Annotated in this window: 13 protein-coding genes and 2 pseudogenes; 9 read left to right on the top strand and 6 right to left on the bottom strand. The window is 69.5% G+C overall.

The genetic code is table 11. The features are described 5' to 3' along the window. Positions 1–15: 15 nt before the first annotated feature. Both AC07DI_RS11240 and ngcE read right to left on the bottom strand, forming a co-directional pair. Positions 16–930, bottom strand: coding sequence for a carbohydrate ABC transporter permease (locus AC07DI_RS11240; protein WP_478903984.1), 915 nt, complete (start codon positions 928–930; stop codon positions 16–18). A gap of 158 nt (positions 931–1,088) precedes the next feature. Continuing rightward, the gene (gene ngcE / locus AC07DI_RS11235) at positions 1,089–2,525 is read right to left on the bottom strand and encodes an N-acetylglucosamine/diacetylchitobiose ABC transporter substrate-binding protein (protein WP_478903846.1); all 1,437 of its coding nucleotides are present in this window, start codon (positions 2,523–2,525) and stop codon (positions 1,089–1,091) included. A 438-nt stretch (positions 2,526–2,963) separates the two neighbouring features. On the opposite strand from ngcE, the gene AC07DI_RS11230 reads away from it, so the two are divergent. Beyond that, positions 2,964–6,860 (top strand): GH92 family glycosyl hydrolase, encoded by a 3,897-nt coding sequence (locus tag AC07DI_RS11230; protein WP_478903844.1) that lies wholly within the window; start codon positions 2,964–2,966, stop codon positions 6,858–6,860. 90 nt (positions 6,861–6,950) lie between these two features. On the opposite strand, the gene AC07DI_RS11225 is transcribed toward AC07DI_RS11230, so the two are convergent. After that, complete coding sequence (locus AC07DI_RS11225) at positions 6,951–7,466, bottom strand: ATP-binding protein (protein WP_478903842.1); 516 nt, start codon at positions 7,464–7,466, stop codon at positions 6,951–6,953. A 153-nt stretch (positions 7,467–7,619) separates the two neighbouring features. Here AC07DI_RS11225 and AC07DI_RS11220 point away from each other — a divergent pair, with 153 nt between their 5' ends. The 5 genes from AC07DI_RS11220 to AC07DI_RS11200 all read left to right on the top strand — a co-directional run bounded on the left by AC07DI_RS11220 (position 7,620) and on the right by AC07DI_RS11200 (position 10,228). Beyond that, on the top strand, positions 7,620–8,405 hold the full coding sequence (locus AC07DI_RS11220) for a helix-turn-helix domain-containing protein (protein ID WP_384257801.1): 786 nt from the start codon (positions 7,620–7,622) through the stop codon (positions 8,403–8,405). After that, positions 8,402–8,650 (top strand): DUF397 domain-containing protein, encoded by a 249-nt coding sequence (locus tag AC07DI_RS11215; protein WP_478903840.1) that lies wholly within the window; start codon positions 8,402–8,404, stop codon positions 8,648–8,650. The genes AC07DI_RS11220 and AC07DI_RS11215 overlap by 4 nt, the downstream gene beginning before the upstream one ends. Before the next feature lie 88 nt (positions 8,651–8,738). Continuing rightward, on the top strand, positions 8,739–9,122 hold the full coding sequence (locus tag AC07DI_RS11210) for a VOC family protein (protein WP_384257806.1): 384 nt from the start codon (positions 8,739–8,741) through the stop codon (positions 9,120–9,122). A 199-nt stretch (positions 9,123–9,321) separates the two neighbouring features. Continuing rightward, positions 9,322–9,885, top strand: a complete 564-nt coding sequence (locus AC07DI_RS11205; RefSeq protein WP_384257808.1) for a hypothetical protein — start codon at positions 9,322–9,324, stop codon at positions 9,883–9,885. A gap of 22 nt (positions 9,886–9,907) precedes the next feature. Beyond that, positions 9,908–10,228 (top strand): hypothetical protein, encoded by a 321-nt coding sequence (locus AC07DI_RS11200; protein ID WP_384257811.1) that lies wholly within the window; start codon positions 9,908–9,910, stop codon positions 10,226–10,228. A gap of 92 nt (positions 10,229–10,320) precedes the next feature. On the opposite strand, the gene AC07DI_RS11195 is transcribed toward AC07DI_RS11200, so the two are convergent. Continuing rightward, positions 10,321–11,475, bottom strand: a complete 1,155-nt coding sequence (locus AC07DI_RS11195; protein ID WP_478903837.1) for a S1 family peptidase — start codon at positions 11,473–11,475, stop codon at positions 10,321–10,323. 487 nt (positions 11,476–11,962) lie between these two features. Between AC07DI_RS11195 and AC07DI_RS11190 the strand changes: the two are divergent. From AC07DI_RS11190 to AC07DI_RS11180, 3 genes and pseudogenes are all read left to right on the top strand, one after another. After that, positions 11,963–12,064, top strand: a pseudogene (locus AC07DI_RS11190) (DNA-binding response regulator); the annotation flags it as partial. 105 nt (positions 12,065–12,169) lie between these two features. Next, positions 12,170–13,468: a tetratricopeptide repeat protein gene (locus AC07DI_RS11185; protein WP_478903835.1), complete on the top strand. Its 1,299-nt coding sequence runs from the start codon at positions 12,170–12,172 to the stop codon at positions 13,466–13,468. Further along, positions 13,465–14,598, top strand: a complete 1,134-nt coding sequence (locus AC07DI_RS11180) for a tetratricopeptide repeat protein (RefSeq protein WP_478903833.1) — start codon at positions 13,465–13,467, stop codon at positions 14,596–14,598. Before AC07DI_RS11185 ends, AC07DI_RS11180 begins: the two co-directional genes overlap by 4 nt. Positions 14,599–15,034: 436 nt before the next feature. Here the strand turns inward: AC07DI_RS11180 and AC07DI_RS11175 are convergent. Continuing rightward, a pseudogene (locus AC07DI_RS11175) lies at positions 15,035–15,201 on the bottom strand (S1 family peptidase); the annotation flags it as partial. Between the two features lie 31 nt (positions 15,202–15,232). Then, complete coding sequence (locus AC07DI_RS11170; protein ID WP_478903983.1) at positions 15,233–16,024, bottom strand: MerR family transcriptional regulator; 792 nt, start codon at positions 16,022–16,024, stop codon at positions 15,233–15,235. Between the last annotated feature and the right edge of the window lie 9 nt (positions 16,025–16,033).

Here is a 16,033-nt window from a genome sequence, read left to right as displayed (position 1 = left end):
GTGGCTCCCGCGGTCTCAGTATTCGATCCGGTCGCGGTTCCCGAGCCGCATGACGATCAGGGAGAACGCCATGCTGAGGACGAGAAGGACGACGCCGATGGAGGTGGCGTAGCCGTACTGGCCGTCCCTGAACCGCTCGTAGAGGAAGACCGGGGTCACCTTCAGGACGTGCGGGGGCACCATGACCAGGCAGATCGCGAAGGTGTCGAGCGCCTGGATGCCCATGTAGATCCAGCCGGTGCGCACGGTGTCCCAGATCAGCGGGAGCGTGACGTTGAAGAAGGTGCGGGCGCGGCCCGCGCCGTCGAGGAGCGCTGCCTCGTAGATCTCCTTGGGCACCGATCCCATCGCCGCGGAGAACAGCACGACGTAGAAGCCGATGAAGCTCCAGCTGATCACGGTGAGCAGCGAGATGATGCCGAGGGTCTCGTCGCCGCCGAGCCAGGCGGGCCCCTCGATGCCGGCCTTGTCGAGGCCGCCGTTGATGAGGCCGCTGTTGGTGTTGAAGACGCGCCCCCACACCACGGCGATGATGGCGACGGAGAGCACCTGCGGGAAGAAGTAGACGACCTTGTAGAGCGAGGAGCCCGCGACGCCCGCGATGGCCTGGCCCCTGCGGTGCCGACCGCCCGAGGTGATCATGTAGGCGAAGAACATGCCGAGGACCAGGGTGATCGCGGGGGCGATGAGCAGCAGGAGGGCGCTCACCTCCAGGGAGTCCCAGAAGCGCTCGTCGTTCCACATCTTGCGGTAGTTGTCGAAGCCGACGAAGTTCGCGACCGGGCCGCCGGACCAGTCGGTGAACGAGTAGTAGATCGCCTGGAGGAAGGGCGAGACGACGAACAGCGCGTAGAACGCGAGCGGCACGGCGAGGAAGCCCACGATGAAGCGGTACTTGTCGAGCGTGCGGTAGCGCCGGTCGTAGCGCACCCGCTCGGGGGTGAAGCGGGGCGGCAGCACCACCGCCAGGGCGAACAGCAGTCCGCTCACCGGCCTCGGTCCGGGCCCCGGGTCCGCCTGCTTCTTGGGAGGTGGGGAACCGCCCACCCCGGTGTCGGTCTTCACGCTGCTCAGCCCCGCCCGTCCGGTCACGCCTTCTTGATCTTGGTGATGTCGGGGTCGTTCTTGATCCGGTCCGCGGCCTTCTCCATGGTGTCCATCGCCTGCCTGGCCCCGATCTGGCCCTGCATGAACTTGTGGATCATGTTGTTGAAGTCCTCGCGGAACAGCTCGTTGTACCAGTCCATGAACTGAGGGATGACGATGTTGTCCCCGGCCGCCTTGATCGCCGCCTGGGCGCTCGCCGCGCCCGGGGGCAGCTGCTTCAGACCGTCGAGGACGCCCTTGACGACGGGCAGCGAGCCGGTCTCCTTGAAGAGGCTGACCGCGGCCTCCCTGCTGTACATCATCCGCATCCACTCCAGGCCGCCCTGCACGTTCTTGGCCTTGGCGGGGACGATGAAGGGCTCACCCGCGGGGGCGTAGAGCGTCCCGAAGGGCATCTTGTCGCCCGAGTCGAGGGACGGGGTCGCGCCCACCGTCATCGCGAAGTCCTTGGGCGTGGTGTCCTTGGCCTCGTTCTCCACCCAGGAGCCGTTGGGCACGAAGACGCACTTGCCCTCCTTCGTCCACGCCGTCTGCATCTCGGTGTGGGCCTCGGTGCCGTCGAAGCCGGTGAGCACGTACTTCTTGGCGACCAGTTCCTCCCAGGCCTCGAAGACGTCCTTGACCGCGTCGTTCTTCCAGGCGCCCGGCTCCAGGTAGTCCATCGCCTCGATGACCTCGCGGCCGCCGCGCTGGGCGAACATCGCGTACATGCTGAAGAACATGTAGCGCGGGTGGCCGCCCGGGTAGCTCCAGCCGTGGATGCCCTTGGCCTTGGCCTTCTTGCAGACCGCGAGCATCTCGTCCCAGGTCTTCGGGTACGCGGAGTCGAGCCCGTTCTCAAGGAGCTTCTTGGAGTACCAGTTCCCGTACACCGTCAGCGCGATGTTGAGCTGGTAGCACTCCTTGCCGCCGAAGCGGCCCATCTGCTCGACGATGGGCACCAGGGTCTCGCGCACGGTGACCTTCGGGTCGTCCCACGAGGGCGCGGCGAGCATCTCGCTGAAGTCGGCGACCTGCTTGTTGTGGACGAGCTTGCCGATGTTCATCTGGTCGGCGCCGGAGTTGTTGACGACGTCCGCCGTGGGCTTGCCGCGGACGATCTTCGGCTGGACCTGGGTGGCGATCTTCTCGGTGGGCTTCTGCTCCGGATCGGCCTTGGGATACTTCTTGTCGTACATGTCCGTGACGAACTGGGCGTACTTGTCGCCGTACCCGCCGTTGAAGATGTAGACCGTCAGGCCCGCGTCGTCCTTGACGCCGAGCGGGTTCTTCTTGGTCTTCTCGCCCTTCTCGGCCTTGTTCCCGTCGCCGCCACCGCTTGCGCAGGAGCTCAGCGCCCCGACGGCCGGCACCGCGAGCAGACCGGCGGCTGCCGCCCTCTTCATGACATCACGACGGTTGACGCTGGTGGATCCCATGCTCAAGTCCTCGCCTTCTCGTAGGACTCAGGCGGTGAACCGGACCCTCCCCGGCACCGCGTGGTGTGAAGCTGGGCGCCGACAGGTATAGTCCACTCGCGGCCGGGTGGGCAAGATCGAATACAGCTTTGGTCAGCGGCGTTTGCCGAGTTGAGACCTGCGGTGATCCCCGCTGAGAACCTCTCGCAGATCATCGCCGGAACCCCTGGACTTTCGCGCCGGTTTCCATGGACTTTCCCACAGCGCGCCGCCGTCCGGACGGCGCGCACCGCCGCGACCCGTATGCGCCCGCGCCCCGCACACCCACGCGACACACATACGCCCGGACGGCTCACCACCCCCGTCAACAACCTTGACACCCATCGGCACTTGACTCCCTACTAGAGCTTGCGCAGCGATCGTGACAACGTTGTCCAACTTCCAAGGAGGGTCTCGGGGATGCCGCACTCGGCTCGCAGACCTCGTTACATACTCAACCGTCCACCCGGTCCCGGCCCCCGTTCGGCGGTCGCCGCCGGGACGCTGGCGCTCGCGCTCGTCGTGGCGGCACAGGGAGCCGCCACCGCCGGGCCGGCGCAATCGCCCCGCGCGGAGCGGGAGTTCTTCTCGTCCTTCGAGAAGGGGGAGACACAACCCGACTGGCGCAACACCGTCGAGACGAGCCCCGACGGCGGGAAGAAGGCCTCGGGCGTCAACGGCGAGTTCAGCTCCGGGCTGCCCGGCAGCGTGAACGACCACGTCACCGAGGTGCGGGCCAGCGGCGAGAACACCGGATCGGGTGAGGTGGCGGCGAACCTCGTCGACGGCGAGGCGACCAGCAAATGGCTGACGTTCGCGAAGGACGGCTGGGCGGAGTTCGACCTCGACGAGCCCGCCGAGGTCGTGACGTACGCGCTGACCTCGGCCAACGACCACGCCGAGCGCGACCCGAAGGACTGGACCCTGAAGGGTTCCACCGACGGCAAGGACTGGAAGGTCCTCGACGAGCGCGCGGGGGAAAGCTTCGACGGCCGCCACAAGACGAAGAAGTACGACTTCGAGAATTCCTCGGCGTACGCGCACTACCGCCTCGACGTCACCGCGAACAACGGCGCGAGCGACGCCCTCCAGCTGGCCGACGTGCAGTTGTCGGTGGGCGGGACCGAGGCCCCGGCGCCCGAGGACATGCTGAGCCTGGTGGACCGCGGTCCCAGCGGCTCCCCCACCGCCAAGTCCCGTGCCGGGTTCACCGGGACGCAGGCGCTGCGCTACGCGGGCAGCCACAAGGCGGACGGCCGCGGCTATTCGTACAACAAGGTCTTCGACGTCGATGTGAAGGTGGGCAGGGACACCGAGCTGGGCTACCGGATCTTCCCGTCGATGGCCGAGGGCGACCTGGACTACGCCGCCACGAACGTGGCCGTGGACCTGGCCTTCACCGACGGCACCTATCTGAGTGACCTCAGCGCCGTCGACCAGCACGGCTTCCCGCTGACCCCGCGGGGCCAGGGCGCGGCCAAGGCGCTCTACGTCAACCAGTGGAACAACGTCGACGCGCGCATCGGTGACGTCGCCCGCGACAGGACGGTGGACCGCATCCTCGTCGCGTACGACGCGCCCAAGGGCCCGGCGAAGTTCCGCGGCTGGCTCGACGACGTGTCCCTGAAGGAGAAGGCTCCCGCGAAGCCCAAGGCGCACCCCTCCGACTACGCCGACACGCGGCGCGGCACCAATTCCAGCGGCGGCTTCTCGCGCGGCAACAACTTCCCCGCGACGGCCGTCCCGCACGGCTTCAACTTCTGGACGCCGGTGACCAACGCCGGCTCGCTGAGCTGGCTGTACGACTACGCGCGCGGCAACAACGACGAGAATCTGCCGACGATGCAGGCGTTCGGCGCGAGCCACGAGCCGAGCCCGTGGATGGGCGACCGCCAGACGTTCCAGCTGATGCCCTCGGTCGCCAAGGACACCCCGGACGCGTCCCGCACCAAGCGGGCGCTGCCCTTCCGGCATGAGAAGGAGACGGCGCGCCCGCACTACTACGGCGTGACGTTCGAGAACGGCCTGAAGGCCGAGATGGCGCCGACCGACCACGCCGCGATGATGCGTTTCACCTATCCGGGTGACGACGCGAGCGTCGTCTTCGACAACGTCTCGGAGAAGGGCGGTCTGACCCTCGACAAGGACAAGGGCGTCGTCTCCGGCTTCTCGGACGTCAAGTCCGGCCTGTCGACGGGCGCCACGCGCCTCTTCGTGTACGGGGTCTTCGACGCGCCCGTCACGGCGGGCGGCAAGCTGGAGGGCGGCGGCGGTGGCGACGTCACCGGCTACCTGCGCTTCCAGCCGGGCAAGGACCGCACGGTCGGCCTGCGCCTCGCGACGTCCCTGATCAGCCTGGACCAGGCGAAGGCCAACCTCGCCCAGGAGATCCCGTCCGGCACGTCCTTCGACCGCGTCAAGCACCGCGCCCAGCGGGCGTGGGACGACATCCTCGGCAAGGTGGAGGTCGAGGGCGCGAGCGAGGGACAGCGCACGACGCTCTACTCGTCCCTCTACCGCCTGTACCTCTACCCCAACTCGGGCTTCGAGAAGGTGCGCGGGGCAGGCGGCAGGGCGACGTACAAGTACGCCTCGCCCTTCTCCCCGCAGACCGGCCCCGACACCCCGACCCGCACCGGCGCGAAGATCGTCGACGGCAAGCCGTACGTCAACAACGGCTTCTGGGACACGTACCGCACGACGTGGCCGGCCTACTCCCTGCTCACTCCCGAGAAGGCGGGTGAGCTGGTCGACGGCTTCGTGCAGCAGTACAAGGACGGCGGCTGGACCTCGCGGTGGTCATCGCCGGGCTACGCCGACCTGATGACCGGCACATCCTCCGACGTCGCCTTCGCCGACGCGTACGTCAAGGGCGTGAAGTTCGACGCGAAGGCCGCGTACGAGGCGGCGCTGAAGAACGCGACGGTGGTGCCGCCGAGCTCCGGCGTCGGCCGCAAGGGCATGAAGACCTCGCCGTTCCTCGGCTACACGAGCAGCGACACGCACGAGGGCCTGTCGTGGGCGCTTGAGGGCTACCTCAACGACTACGGCATCTCCCGCATGGGCGCCGCCCTCTTCAAGAAGACGGGCGTCAAGCGCTACAAGGACGAGTCCGAGTACTTCCTCAACCGCGCCCGCGACTACGTGAATTTGTTCGACGACAAGGCGGCGGGCGCGGGCACGAAGCCCGGCTTCTTCCAGGGCAAGGACGCCAAGGGCGGCTGGCGGGTGCCTTCGGAGAAGTTCGACCCACGCGTGTGGGGCCACGACTACACGGAGACCAACGCCTGGGGTTACGCCTTCACCGCGCCGCAGGACTCGCGCGGCCTGGCGAACCTGTACGGGGGCCGCAAGGGCCTCGCCGACAAGCTCGACACGTACTTCGCGACCCCCGAGACCGGTTCCGCCGAGTTCGCGGGCTCCTACGGAGGCGTCATCCACGAGATGACCGAGGCGCGCGACGTCCGCATGGGCATGTACGGCCACTCCAACCAGGTCGCCCACCACGTCGCGTACATGTACGACGCGGCCGGGCAGCCGTACAAGACGCAGGAGAAGGTCCGCGAGGTCCTCTCCCGCCTCTACACGGGCAGCGAGATCGGCCAGGGCTACCACGGCGACGAGGACAACGGCGAGCAGTCCGGCTGGTACCTCTTCTCCTCGCTCGGCTTCTACCCCCTGGTCATGGGCAGCGGCGAGTACGCCATCGGATCGCCGCAGTTCACGAAGATGACCGTGCACCTCGACAATGGCCGCGACCTGGTCGTCAAGGCGCCGAAGAACAGCGCGAAGAACGTGTACGTGCAGGGGCTCGAGGTCAACGGCAAGAAGTGGATGTCGACCGCCCTGCCGCACGAGGTGGTCGCGCGCGGCGGCACCCTCGAATTCGACATGGGCCCGAAGCCCTCGGCCTGGGGCTCCGGCAAGAACGCCCAGCCCGTGTCGATCACGAAGGACGACAAGGTTCCGTCGCCTCGCGAGGACGCCCTCAAGGGTGCGGGCGCGCTCTTCGACGACTCCTCGGCCACCGAGGCCGGTGTGGACTCCGCCGTGACCTTGCCGGTCGACAAGAGGACCAAGGCCGTGCAGTACACGCTGACCTCCCCCGCCGACAAGGCGAAGGCGCCGCGCGGCTGGACGTTGCAGGGGTCGAAGGACGGCGAGAAGTGGAAGACCCTGGACCGCCGCTCGGGCGAATCCTTCGCCTGGGACCAGCAGACCAGGGTTTTCACGGTCGCCCGCCCCGGCTCGTACGCGCACTATCGACTCGTGCCGACCGGTACGGCGACGCTGGCGGAGGTGGAACTCCTGAGCTGAGCCGAGCGGTAGGGCCGAGCCCCTCGCGGGCTCGGCATGTCTGACCAGGGCCGTGCGGTGCCGTGACCTGTCCGGCACCGCACGGCCCTCTCACCTTCCGGCGCCGGCGCGGACCCCCAGCACGCCCTTCCCCGCCTTCTCCGCCGCCGCCTCCCCCTCCTCCGTCACGAACTCGCACCACACCACCTTGCCGGGCACGCGCGCCACGACCCCCCACCGGTCGGCCAGCGCCGCCACGAGCAGCAGCCCACGCCCCGACTCGGCGTCACCGCCCTCCCTCAGATCCAGTTCGGGCCGCCCGCCGCCGCTGTCGTGCACCTCTACGCGCAGTACGTCGCCGCCACGGTCCAGCCGCAGGCTCAGCCGGAAACCGCGTCCGGGCGGGACGCCGTGCAGCAGCGCGTTCGTCGTCAACTCGCTCACACAGAGCGTGATGTCGTCCGCGCGTTCGCCGCGGATGCCCCAGTCCGCGAGGGCGGCGGCCGTGAAGGCGCGGGCGGCGGGGACGGACCGTCGTTCACGCCGGTAGAAGCGTTCGCGCGGATCGTGCGGGTCGCGCCGGACGCGCCGGACGCGTTGAGGCAGGGGTGGAGTTTCGTCGTTCACGGGACGAGGGTCACGCTCCGTACCCATGATGAAGCAGTACGTGAAGCCGTACAGCGACGCTGTACGGGTTTGCCGTGTGAAAACACGGCTTCTGGTGGGGAGTTGCACCGCATGAGCAGCCCAAAGCGACGGTCACGAAGGAACGCCTCAGCGATGAAGATGGTGGGCGCGCTGCTCGCCGTCCACCGCGAGGCGGCCGGGTACACCCAGCGGTCGCTGGCCGAGCGGTGCAGCATCGGTGAGGAGCACATCGCGTCCATCGAGCAGGGTCGGCGGCCGTTGAAGCTGGATCTGGCGATCCGCCTGGACACGCTCCTCGGCACGAACCGGACGTTGGAGACGGCCGTCGAGAACATGCCGGAGGTGGATCTGGTTCCTCGGTGGGCCGAGGAGTATTTGGACTGTGAGCGGGAGGCTATTGCGATTTCCGTGTACGGCGTCCTCGCCGTGCCCGGCCAGTTGCAGACCGAGCGCTATGCCCAGGCAGTCTTCCGGAGCCGAGTTCCCGTATACGACGAGGACGAGATTGAGCAATTGGTAGCGGCGCGCATCGAGCGGCAGGAAATCCTGCACCGCAAGGTCCCGCCGACCACCAGTTTCGTCATCTGGGAAGCAGCGGTGCGTGATCGCCTCGGCGGAAAGGAGGTACACGCTGAGCAGGTACGAAAGTTGTGTGCGTACACCGAACTCCCCGGCCTCGCCGTACAGATTCTGCCGCTCGGCCGCACATCCCACGCCGGTCTCGACGGCCCGTTCGTACTCTTGGAGACCCCTGAGCACCAGCGGCTCGCGTACACCGAGACCCAGCGAGGCAGCCAACTCATCAGCAATCCCGACGAGGTGGGGATCCTCACGCAGAAGTATGCGATGCTGCGGACGCAGGCCTTGAACACTGAGGACACCAGCGATCTGCTGGACCGTCTGCTAGGAGAGCAATGAGCGGCACCGCACTTGAGTGGTTCAAATCGAGCTACAGCGGCAGCGAAGGCGGGGAATGCCTCGAAGCCGCGTACGCCTGGCGCAAGTCCAGCTACAGCGGCGACGAAGGCGGACAATGCCTCGAAGTCGCCGCTCACCCCGCCGCCATCCACATCCGCGACTCCAAGAACCCGGACGGCCCCCACTTCACCGTCGCCCCGGCCGCCTGGACCGCCTTCCTGACGCTCCCCCAGGCCCGCGCCTAGCGACCCGCCTACCCCCAGCCGCTGGCGGACACTGCCTGGCGACCCGCGCCCAGCGGCCGCCGCGCTACCGGATACGTACACTGCGGCCATGGCATGCCGCATCAGCGAACTCGTCCTCGACTGCTCCGATGCCGAGCGGCTCGCCGCGTTCTGGTGTGACGTACTCGGTTACGTGGAGCTCGACCGCGAGGACGACGGAAGCATCGAGATCGGGCCGCCCGGCACCGGGTCCGGAGGCCCGCAGCCCACCCTCGTCCTCAGCCCCAGCAGCGACCCGCGGGCCGGGAAACTCCCCCTGCACATCGACGTCAACGCGACCGACCGCGACCAGGAAGCCGAGCTGGAGCGGCTGCTCGCGCTCGGCGCCAAGCCCGTCGACGTGGGCCAGACCGGCGAGGAGAGCTGGCACGTGCTGTCCGACCCGGAAGGCAACGTGTTCTGCCTCCTGCGCCGCCGCATCGAGCCCGTCTGACGGTGCGCCCGGTGACAGGGCGCGTTCCGGGACAAGGACAACACCTGTCAGACGCATTGCTGCCGTCCCCGGTTGCTTACGCACAGAGTGATGATCCACATGCCCCGCGCGCCACCGCTCGCCGCGCGGCTGGGGAAGGATGTTCTCGCCTCTGACCTCAGAGGTTCTGTGTTGACATCACCAACTGGGGGTTATCTACATGAATCTGTCTGTGCGTCGCGTCTGCTACGGCGTCGGGATGTCCGCCTCGCTCGTGGGCGGCCTTCTCTTCGCCTCCTCCGCCGGTGCGGTGGAGGCCGGGCACGGCGTGGGCGAAAAAGTCCACGCCGCCGACCGCGCGGGGCAGTCGTCGGTCACGAGGGTCACTCTGCCCGCGCCGGCGGGCGAGCGGGGCACACGTGACGTGAAGCAGGCGTACTGCAAGGTCACGGCCGACACGCCGCACTGGTCGAAGGGCGCGAAGAGCGTCATCTACAAGACGCGGGTGCAGTGTTTCGGCAACATCCCCAAGGTGCAGGTGAAGGTGACGGGGAGCCTGAAGTACTACTCCGGCCACTACGAGCAGACCGCGGCGACGTCCAAGCAGACCCGCACGATGGGGACGCTCGGGAACACGGAGACGTTCTACACGCCCGTGGAGAATGGCAAGAAGGTCAAGTACTCGGCGAACTTCTGGGGACACTCGACGGCCCAGATCGTCGCCCCGCACAAGGGCACGAGCGCGAAGGCCGACAGCAAGCAGCGGTACGTGAAGGTGCCGTGACCGCAGGGAAGAAGGTGCGCGCGTGGAAGCGTGGGAAGTACATGTCGAGCTGCTGCTGACCACTCCCGCCCCGGACGGGGCCCAGTTGTGTGACCGGCTCATGGACATCATGGACGGGGCCCACGAGTTCACCGCGACGGCCACGACCCCGAGCCGCGGCCCCGCCGAGGCGGTCGCGGCGGCGGGCGGCGCCTTCCAGATCGAGTCCCGGACCCCGGGCGAGGCCGTGGACCTGGCCGTCGCGGAGACGCGCAGGGCACTGGAAGAGGCGGGTCTCGGCACGCGCGGGGTAGCAGAGGTGAAGCTGCTCCCGGGCGGGGTGGACCCGCGGACGCTGGTGTAGCGGGCGGGCCCACGGACGGCCGGTGGATCGAGCGACAGGGTGCGCTGCCATGGGGCAGCGCACCCTCACCTGTTGGGGCAGGCCGGAAGGGATCAAGCCGTGTGGAGCCTCAGCCCGTACCGCGACAGGATCTCATTCACCGGCTGGAACCACGTCTCGCCGCCGCTGCCGCAGTTGCCCCAGCCGCCGGACGTCACGCCCTGCGCCTGGTCGCCGCTGATGAACGAGCCGCCGGAGTCTCCGCCCTCGGCGCAGACACTGGTCTTGGTCAGCTGGTGGACGGTCCTGCCGTCCGAGTAGTTGACGGTCTCGTTCTTGGCGAGCAGCTTGCCGCAGTGCCATTTCGTGGTGGAGCCGGAGCGGCAGATCGACGCGCCGACCGGCGCCTCCGCGGAGCCGCGCACCAGCTGGTCGGGGATGGTGCCCCAGCCGAGTACGACGGGCACGGTCCACCAGCCGTTTCCGACGGACACCCACGCGTAGTCGTTGTCGGGGAACGAGGAGCCCTGGAACGAGCCGATGGCCGAGCCGTCCCAGCCGCGCACCGCCGCGCCCGCCCCGCCGCAGTGCCCGGCCGTGACGAAGCCGCCGTGCACGGAGAAGCCGATGGAGCAGCGGACGTTGCCGGTGTAGTACGGGTCACCGCCGACGGTTCCGGCGGCGAAGGTGCGCGGGCCCTCGGGGACCGTGGCGACCCGAATGGGCGCGGTGGCGCGGGCGCGGCGCAGGAAGGTTTTGACATCGTTGTCGGCACGGTGGCCTTCGACGACGTCCACCACGACGCGGTTGGCCCGCGCGTCCATGCGCCAACTGGCGACGTTCTTGGGGGCCTTGATCCGGTCGACGCGGTTCTTCGCCGCGTCGAGGGCCGCGGCACTGTGCTCGACGAGGCGGACGTCGGCGCCGACCCCTCGTACACCTCGGGCGGCTCGTCGCTCGGTCACGGCGACGGTGAGCCGCCCCCGCCCGGCGTCGAACCACGACCCGCCGTAGGCAGCGCCGGCCGCCTTGCGCGCCGCGCGCTCGGTCCTGACCGCCCGCCGCTCATCGGCGAGCCGCTCGCGCGCGGCGGCGGGACTCAGGCCGAGATCGCGCCGCATGGCCTGCAACAGGGCGGTGGAGGCGGGGGCCTGGGCGTGGGGATCGACGGCGGGGCGGGCGGCGGCCGGTGTGAAGCCGGTGCCGACGCAGGCGGCGGCCATCAGCAGGGCGGACAGGCCGAGGCGGGTACAGGTCTTGCGTCTCACCGGGGGTCCTCTCGTCGTACCAACGGGGGCGTGGCGGAACGGAGTCGAGCGCGTGAGAGCGCTCTCAGGCGCCGCGGCCGAGCGTAGGGACGCCGGAGGAACAAGTCCAGACCTACCACCGGAGCCGCCGCCTCATGGTTGGTCAACTGCCGTCGCCGCCGGAGGTGTTGAAGCCCCAACCGCGGGCACCCGCACCCTCCGAAGGCCCCGTACGCCTGGAGAAGGGGAGGACCTGTCGTGGGCAACCTGGGCGGCGTCGAGCTGGTGATCATCATCGGCCTTCTCCTCATCGTCGCCGTTCCCCTCGTGCTCATCGCGCGAAAGAAGTAGGTCGACAGCGCGATGTCGCCCGACCGGCAGCCGGGCGAGATCAACCGCTACGCCCGCGAAGGCAAGGTCACCCGCCGCCAGCCCCGAGCAGCAGATGCAGTCAGGAAGCACGCAGAAGCTGCGGGGTCAGCGTGACTTGGGGAAGGCGGCGCGCAGTAAAGAGAGCGTCTTCGACGCCGATCAGTTCATCGACGCCCTGGAACGCGTCGCCGCCGGCGGGACCGCCATGGACCCGGCCGTCATCGCCAAACTACTGTCCCCCTGACGCGCCTCGGCCCCACCGCAAGTCGGAGGGTTGAGCAGGCGAAGTCGGACAACGCGTCCGCTCGCACACCGCTCGCACACGCCCCCGTATCCTCGTCCCATGCCCGATCACTCCCCCTTGATCCAGAGCCTGCGCACAGCCGTCGCGGGCGCGCCCGACGACGTGCACCTGCGTCTGCATCTGGCGGAACTCCTCGTGGAGAGCGGGCACCACGACGAGGCGGTCGCCGAGGTCGCGGTGGCCTTGCAGCACGCGCCGGGCGACGCGAAGGCCCGGGAGCTGATGGGCCGCGCCATGGGCGCACCGCCGGTGCCGCAGGGTCCCTCACAAGCCCCGCAGGGCCCACAAGCCCCACAAGCCCCGCAAGCCCCTGAAGCACCCCCCACCGGCTTCAACTGGAAGGCCGCCGAGGACCAGGTAGGCGATGTCGTGCCGCCCCGGTTCGTCGAGACGCCTCCGACACCCGAGGCCCCCCGGACCGCCGACGGCAGCGGCGACCCGGGCGACGCCGCCGCCTGGGAGGTGGAGGCACCCGACGGCGTGCGGCTCGCCGACGTCGGCGGGATGCAGGACGTCAAGGACCGCCTGGAGGCCGCGTTCCTCGCACCCCTGCGCAACCCCGAGCTGCGCAAGCTGTACGGCAAGAGCCTGCGCGGCGGCCTCCTGCTGTACGGTCCGCCCGGCTGCGGCAAGACGTTCATCGCGCGGGCCGTCGCGGGTGAGCTCGGCGCCAACTTCCTGTCCATATCCATCAACGACGTCCTCGACATGTGGATGGGCAACTCCGAGCGCAACATGCACGAGGTCTTCGAGACGGCCCGCCGCCAAGCGCCCTGCGTCCTCTTCCTCGACGAGCTGGACGCGCTCGGCGCCAAGCGCAGCCGCACCGCGCACAGCGGCATGCGCAACACCGTCAACCAGCTCCTCACCGAGCTCGACGGCATCGACGCGGGCGCCAACGAGGGCGTGTTCGTACTGGCCGCCACCAACGTTCCCTGGGACGTGGACAACGCGCTGCGCCGCCCCGGCCGCCTCGACCGCACGATCCTCGTCCTGCCGCCCGACGCCCCCGCCCGCGAGGCCATCCTCCGCTACCACCTCCGCGACCGCCCCGTCGCAGGCGTCGACCTGCGCAAGCTCGCGAAGGCCACCGACGGCCTGTCCGGCGCCGACCTCGCGCACCTCTGCGAGTCCGCCGCCGAGCGCGCGCTGCTCGACTCCGCGCGCACCGGAACCGTCCGCATGATCGGCATGAAGGACCTGATGGACGCGGCCGCCACGATCGCGCCCTCCAGCGACCCGTGGTTCGCCTCCGCCCGCAACGTGGCGATGTTCGCCAACGAGGGCGGCATGTACGACGACCTGGTCACCTACCTCAAGAAGAAGCGGAAGCTGTGAGCACTGGCACTGTGCACCCCGCCGTGGAGCGGGCCGACGGACTCATCGAGCTCAAGCGGTACGAGGAGGCCGAGACGCTGCTGGGTCAGCGGCTCGCCGAGGACCCCGACGACGTACGCGCCTGGACCAAGCTCGCCCTGTGCCGCGTACGGGCCGAGCAGCACGAGAAGGCGCTCGACGCGACGGACCGGGCCCTCGCGCTCGACCCCGAGGACGTGGGCGGGCTGATCATGCGCTCGCACGCGCTGCGCGGCATCGGCGGCACCCGCTGGCAGGAGTCCGAGGGCGTGCTGCGCGAGGCGATACGCCTCGCACCCGACTACTGGTACGCGTACGCCCTCCTCGCCGACGTCGTCTGGCGCATCCGCCTCGTCCGCATCGCGCAGGCGGGCGCCAGCACGATCACCGCCGAACAGCTGGAAGGCCCCCTGCGGGAGGCGGGCGACCTCGCCATGGAGGCGCTGCGCCTCGGTCCCGAAGAGGTCTACGCGCACGAAGTCGCCTGGCAGATCGCCGACCTGGCGAGCAACAGCACGGTCGCCGACCAGCTGGACCACGCGATCCTCCGCCTCGACCCCAGCCACCCGTACGCGCTCGCCCGCCAGACCCGCAAAGCCGCCTCCGTGCCCGGCGTCAAGCCGCGCGAGGCCGCCGCGCTGTACGCGGACGCGCTGGCGGCCGCGCCGGACTCCCGTGACATGCGGGACGGCCTCGACGACGCGTCGTACCGCATGCTGCGGGGCATTCGGTGGATGGCCCTGCTCTGCCTCGGCGTCATCGCGGCCTCCGGCCTCGACCTCTACCCCACCGACGGCGAGACCCCCCGCGACCTACCGGTACCGCTCGGCCAGCGCCTCTGGTTCCTGGTCCCCATGTCCGCGCTCTGGGCGGTGGGCGCCCTGCTCCGCTACCGCCGACTGCGCGCCGGTGTCCGCATCAACATCCGCTCCCTGATCCGCCGCCGCAAGTGGCCCCGCGTCGTCCTCGCCCAGGCCGCCTGGACCATGCTCTGCACGCTGCTCATCGCGGAGATCCCGTGGACCGAACGGACCGTGCCGCAGGCCCTGTTCTGGGCGGGGCTCGTCCCGACCGTCGCCACGATCTGGTTCGACCGCAACAAGAAGGGGTGACGCGAGCGGCGCCCCGAACTCGCACCACACCCCCTTGCCGGGGTCCTGCCCCTCGACCCCCCACTTGTCGGCCGGCGCGACGACGAGCAGGAGCCCTCGGCCGGACCCGTCGTCATTCCGGTCGTCGAGGTCGAGCCGGGGGCGGCCGGGGCCCTGTCGTGCACGGCGGCTCGGAGCACGCCGTCCTGCCTCCGTACATGGCGCTCACCCTGGCCGGTGCCGCGGCCAACACCACCACCGTGATGTTCCTGTTTTGGACCTGCTCAAGCGGTTCGTGCAGGCGCAGTTGCGCGAAGGGATTCCCTGCTCTGACCGAAAACCGCTCCGTCCACAGACCCACCCCTAAGGGGTACGTCTGCACACGATAACGGGGCCGGTGCGCCCGGCGGTTGCTCGCGCGCCGGGCGCACCTCGGGTCACGCGGTGCGCAGCCGCGCGCCTCCGCCGACCCCTTGACCAGCCGGTCGGGGATGGTGCCCCAGCCGAGCACGACGGGCACCAGCCGTTGCCGACGGACACCCACGCGTAGTCGTTGTCGGGGAACGAAGAGCCCTGGAACGAACCGATGTTGGACCCGTCCCAGCCACGCACGTCCGCGCCCGCCTCGGGGGCCTCAGTCCGAGGTCTCGCTGCATCACTTGGTGGAGGCCCTCGGAGGCGAGGGGGTGCTCGGCGGTTCCCGGTCGGACGTGACGACGGCTGCCAGGTCCGCGCCCGCTCGGAGCAGCGCCACGGCCCGCGCGGCGATGTGGTCGAGACGTTGTTGCAGGATGCGCCGGATCTCTCCCGGGCCGTCGAGCCGGTGCAGGGAGCCCATGATGTCGCGCACCGCGGGAATGCCGTAACCGCTGGCGCGGAGAGCGGCGACGATCCGGGCGTCCCTGATCGCCGGAAGCCCGTATCGACGTGCTCGCAGTGACGTCACTCGCTCGGGGGTGACAAGTCCCTCCTGCTCCCAGAACCGCAGGGTCGAGGGGCGTACGTCGAGCGCCGCGGCCAGCTGCGTGATCGTCATCGCGTCGCTCTCCCCCTCGAACCCGGACGTGTTCGCCTCACCCTGGATCGCGCGCAACGCCTGTTGGGCACGGAGGGCCTCGTCCCGTTCCCGCGCGAGCCGGACGTGCACCGCGCTGATCGCCGAGGCCGCCACGGTGATCGTCGCCGTTCGCAGCTCCGCGAGCAGCTGCCGGGCCTCGACGGGCCCCACAGCGCCTGCGAGTCCGCGATAGGCACGGAGAGCGTGCACGTGGGCCGCCGTGTACGAGCGGTAACCGTTGCTCGATCGAGTGGCCGGGGGAATGACTCCCAGCCGCTCCAGGTCGCGCACCTGTTGCACCGAGTACCCCGACTCCGCGGAGACATCGACTGTTCGCAGCCGCCCTCCTCGCCGACCGCTCGCGGTCTCGTCCACCGTCCAACCCCACATAAGCACTTG

Source organism: Streptomyces sp. NPDC044106 (genome assembly GCF_056433985.1).
The sequence above is the reverse complement of the archived record's forward strand: the minus strand, read 5'-3'. Positions and strand labels throughout refer to the sequence as shown.

What these genes read in the sequence shown, in the direction of transcription:
- AC07DI_RS11220 (WP_384257801.1), top strand. Translation starts at nt 7,620, where the DNA reads ATGAAGATGGTGGGCGCGCTGCTCGCCGTCCACCGCGAGGCGGCCGGG.
- AC07DI_RS11185 (WP_478903835.1), top strand. Translation starts at nt 12,170, where the DNA reads ATGCCCGATCACTCCCCCTTGATCCAGAGCCTGCGCACAGCCGTCGCG.
- AC07DI_RS11230 (WP_478903844.1), top strand. Translation starts at nt 2,964, where the DNA reads ATGCCGCACTCGGCTCGCAGACCTCGTTACATACTCAACCGTCCACCC.
- ngcE (WP_478903846.1), bottom strand. Translation starts at nt 2,525, where the DNA reads ATGGGATCCACCAGCGTCAACCGTCGTGATGTCATGAAGAGGGCGGCA.
- AC07DI_RS11205 (WP_384257808.1), top strand. Translation starts at nt 9,322, where the DNA reads ATGAATCTGTCTGTGCGTCGCGTCTGCTACGGCGTCGGGATGTCCGCC.
- AC07DI_RS11170 (WP_478903983.1), bottom strand. Translation starts at nt 16,024, where the DNA reads ATGTGGGGTTGGACGGTGGACGAGACCGCGAGCGGTCGGCGAGGAGGG.
- AC07DI_RS11210 (WP_384257806.1), top strand. Translation starts at nt 8,739, where the DNA reads ATGGCATGCCGCATCAGCGAACTCGTCCTCGACTGCTCCGATGCCGAG.
- AC07DI_RS11215 (WP_478903840.1), top strand. Translation starts at nt 8,402, where the DNA reads ATGAGCGGCACCGCACTTGAGTGGTTCAAATCGAGCTACAGCGGCAGC.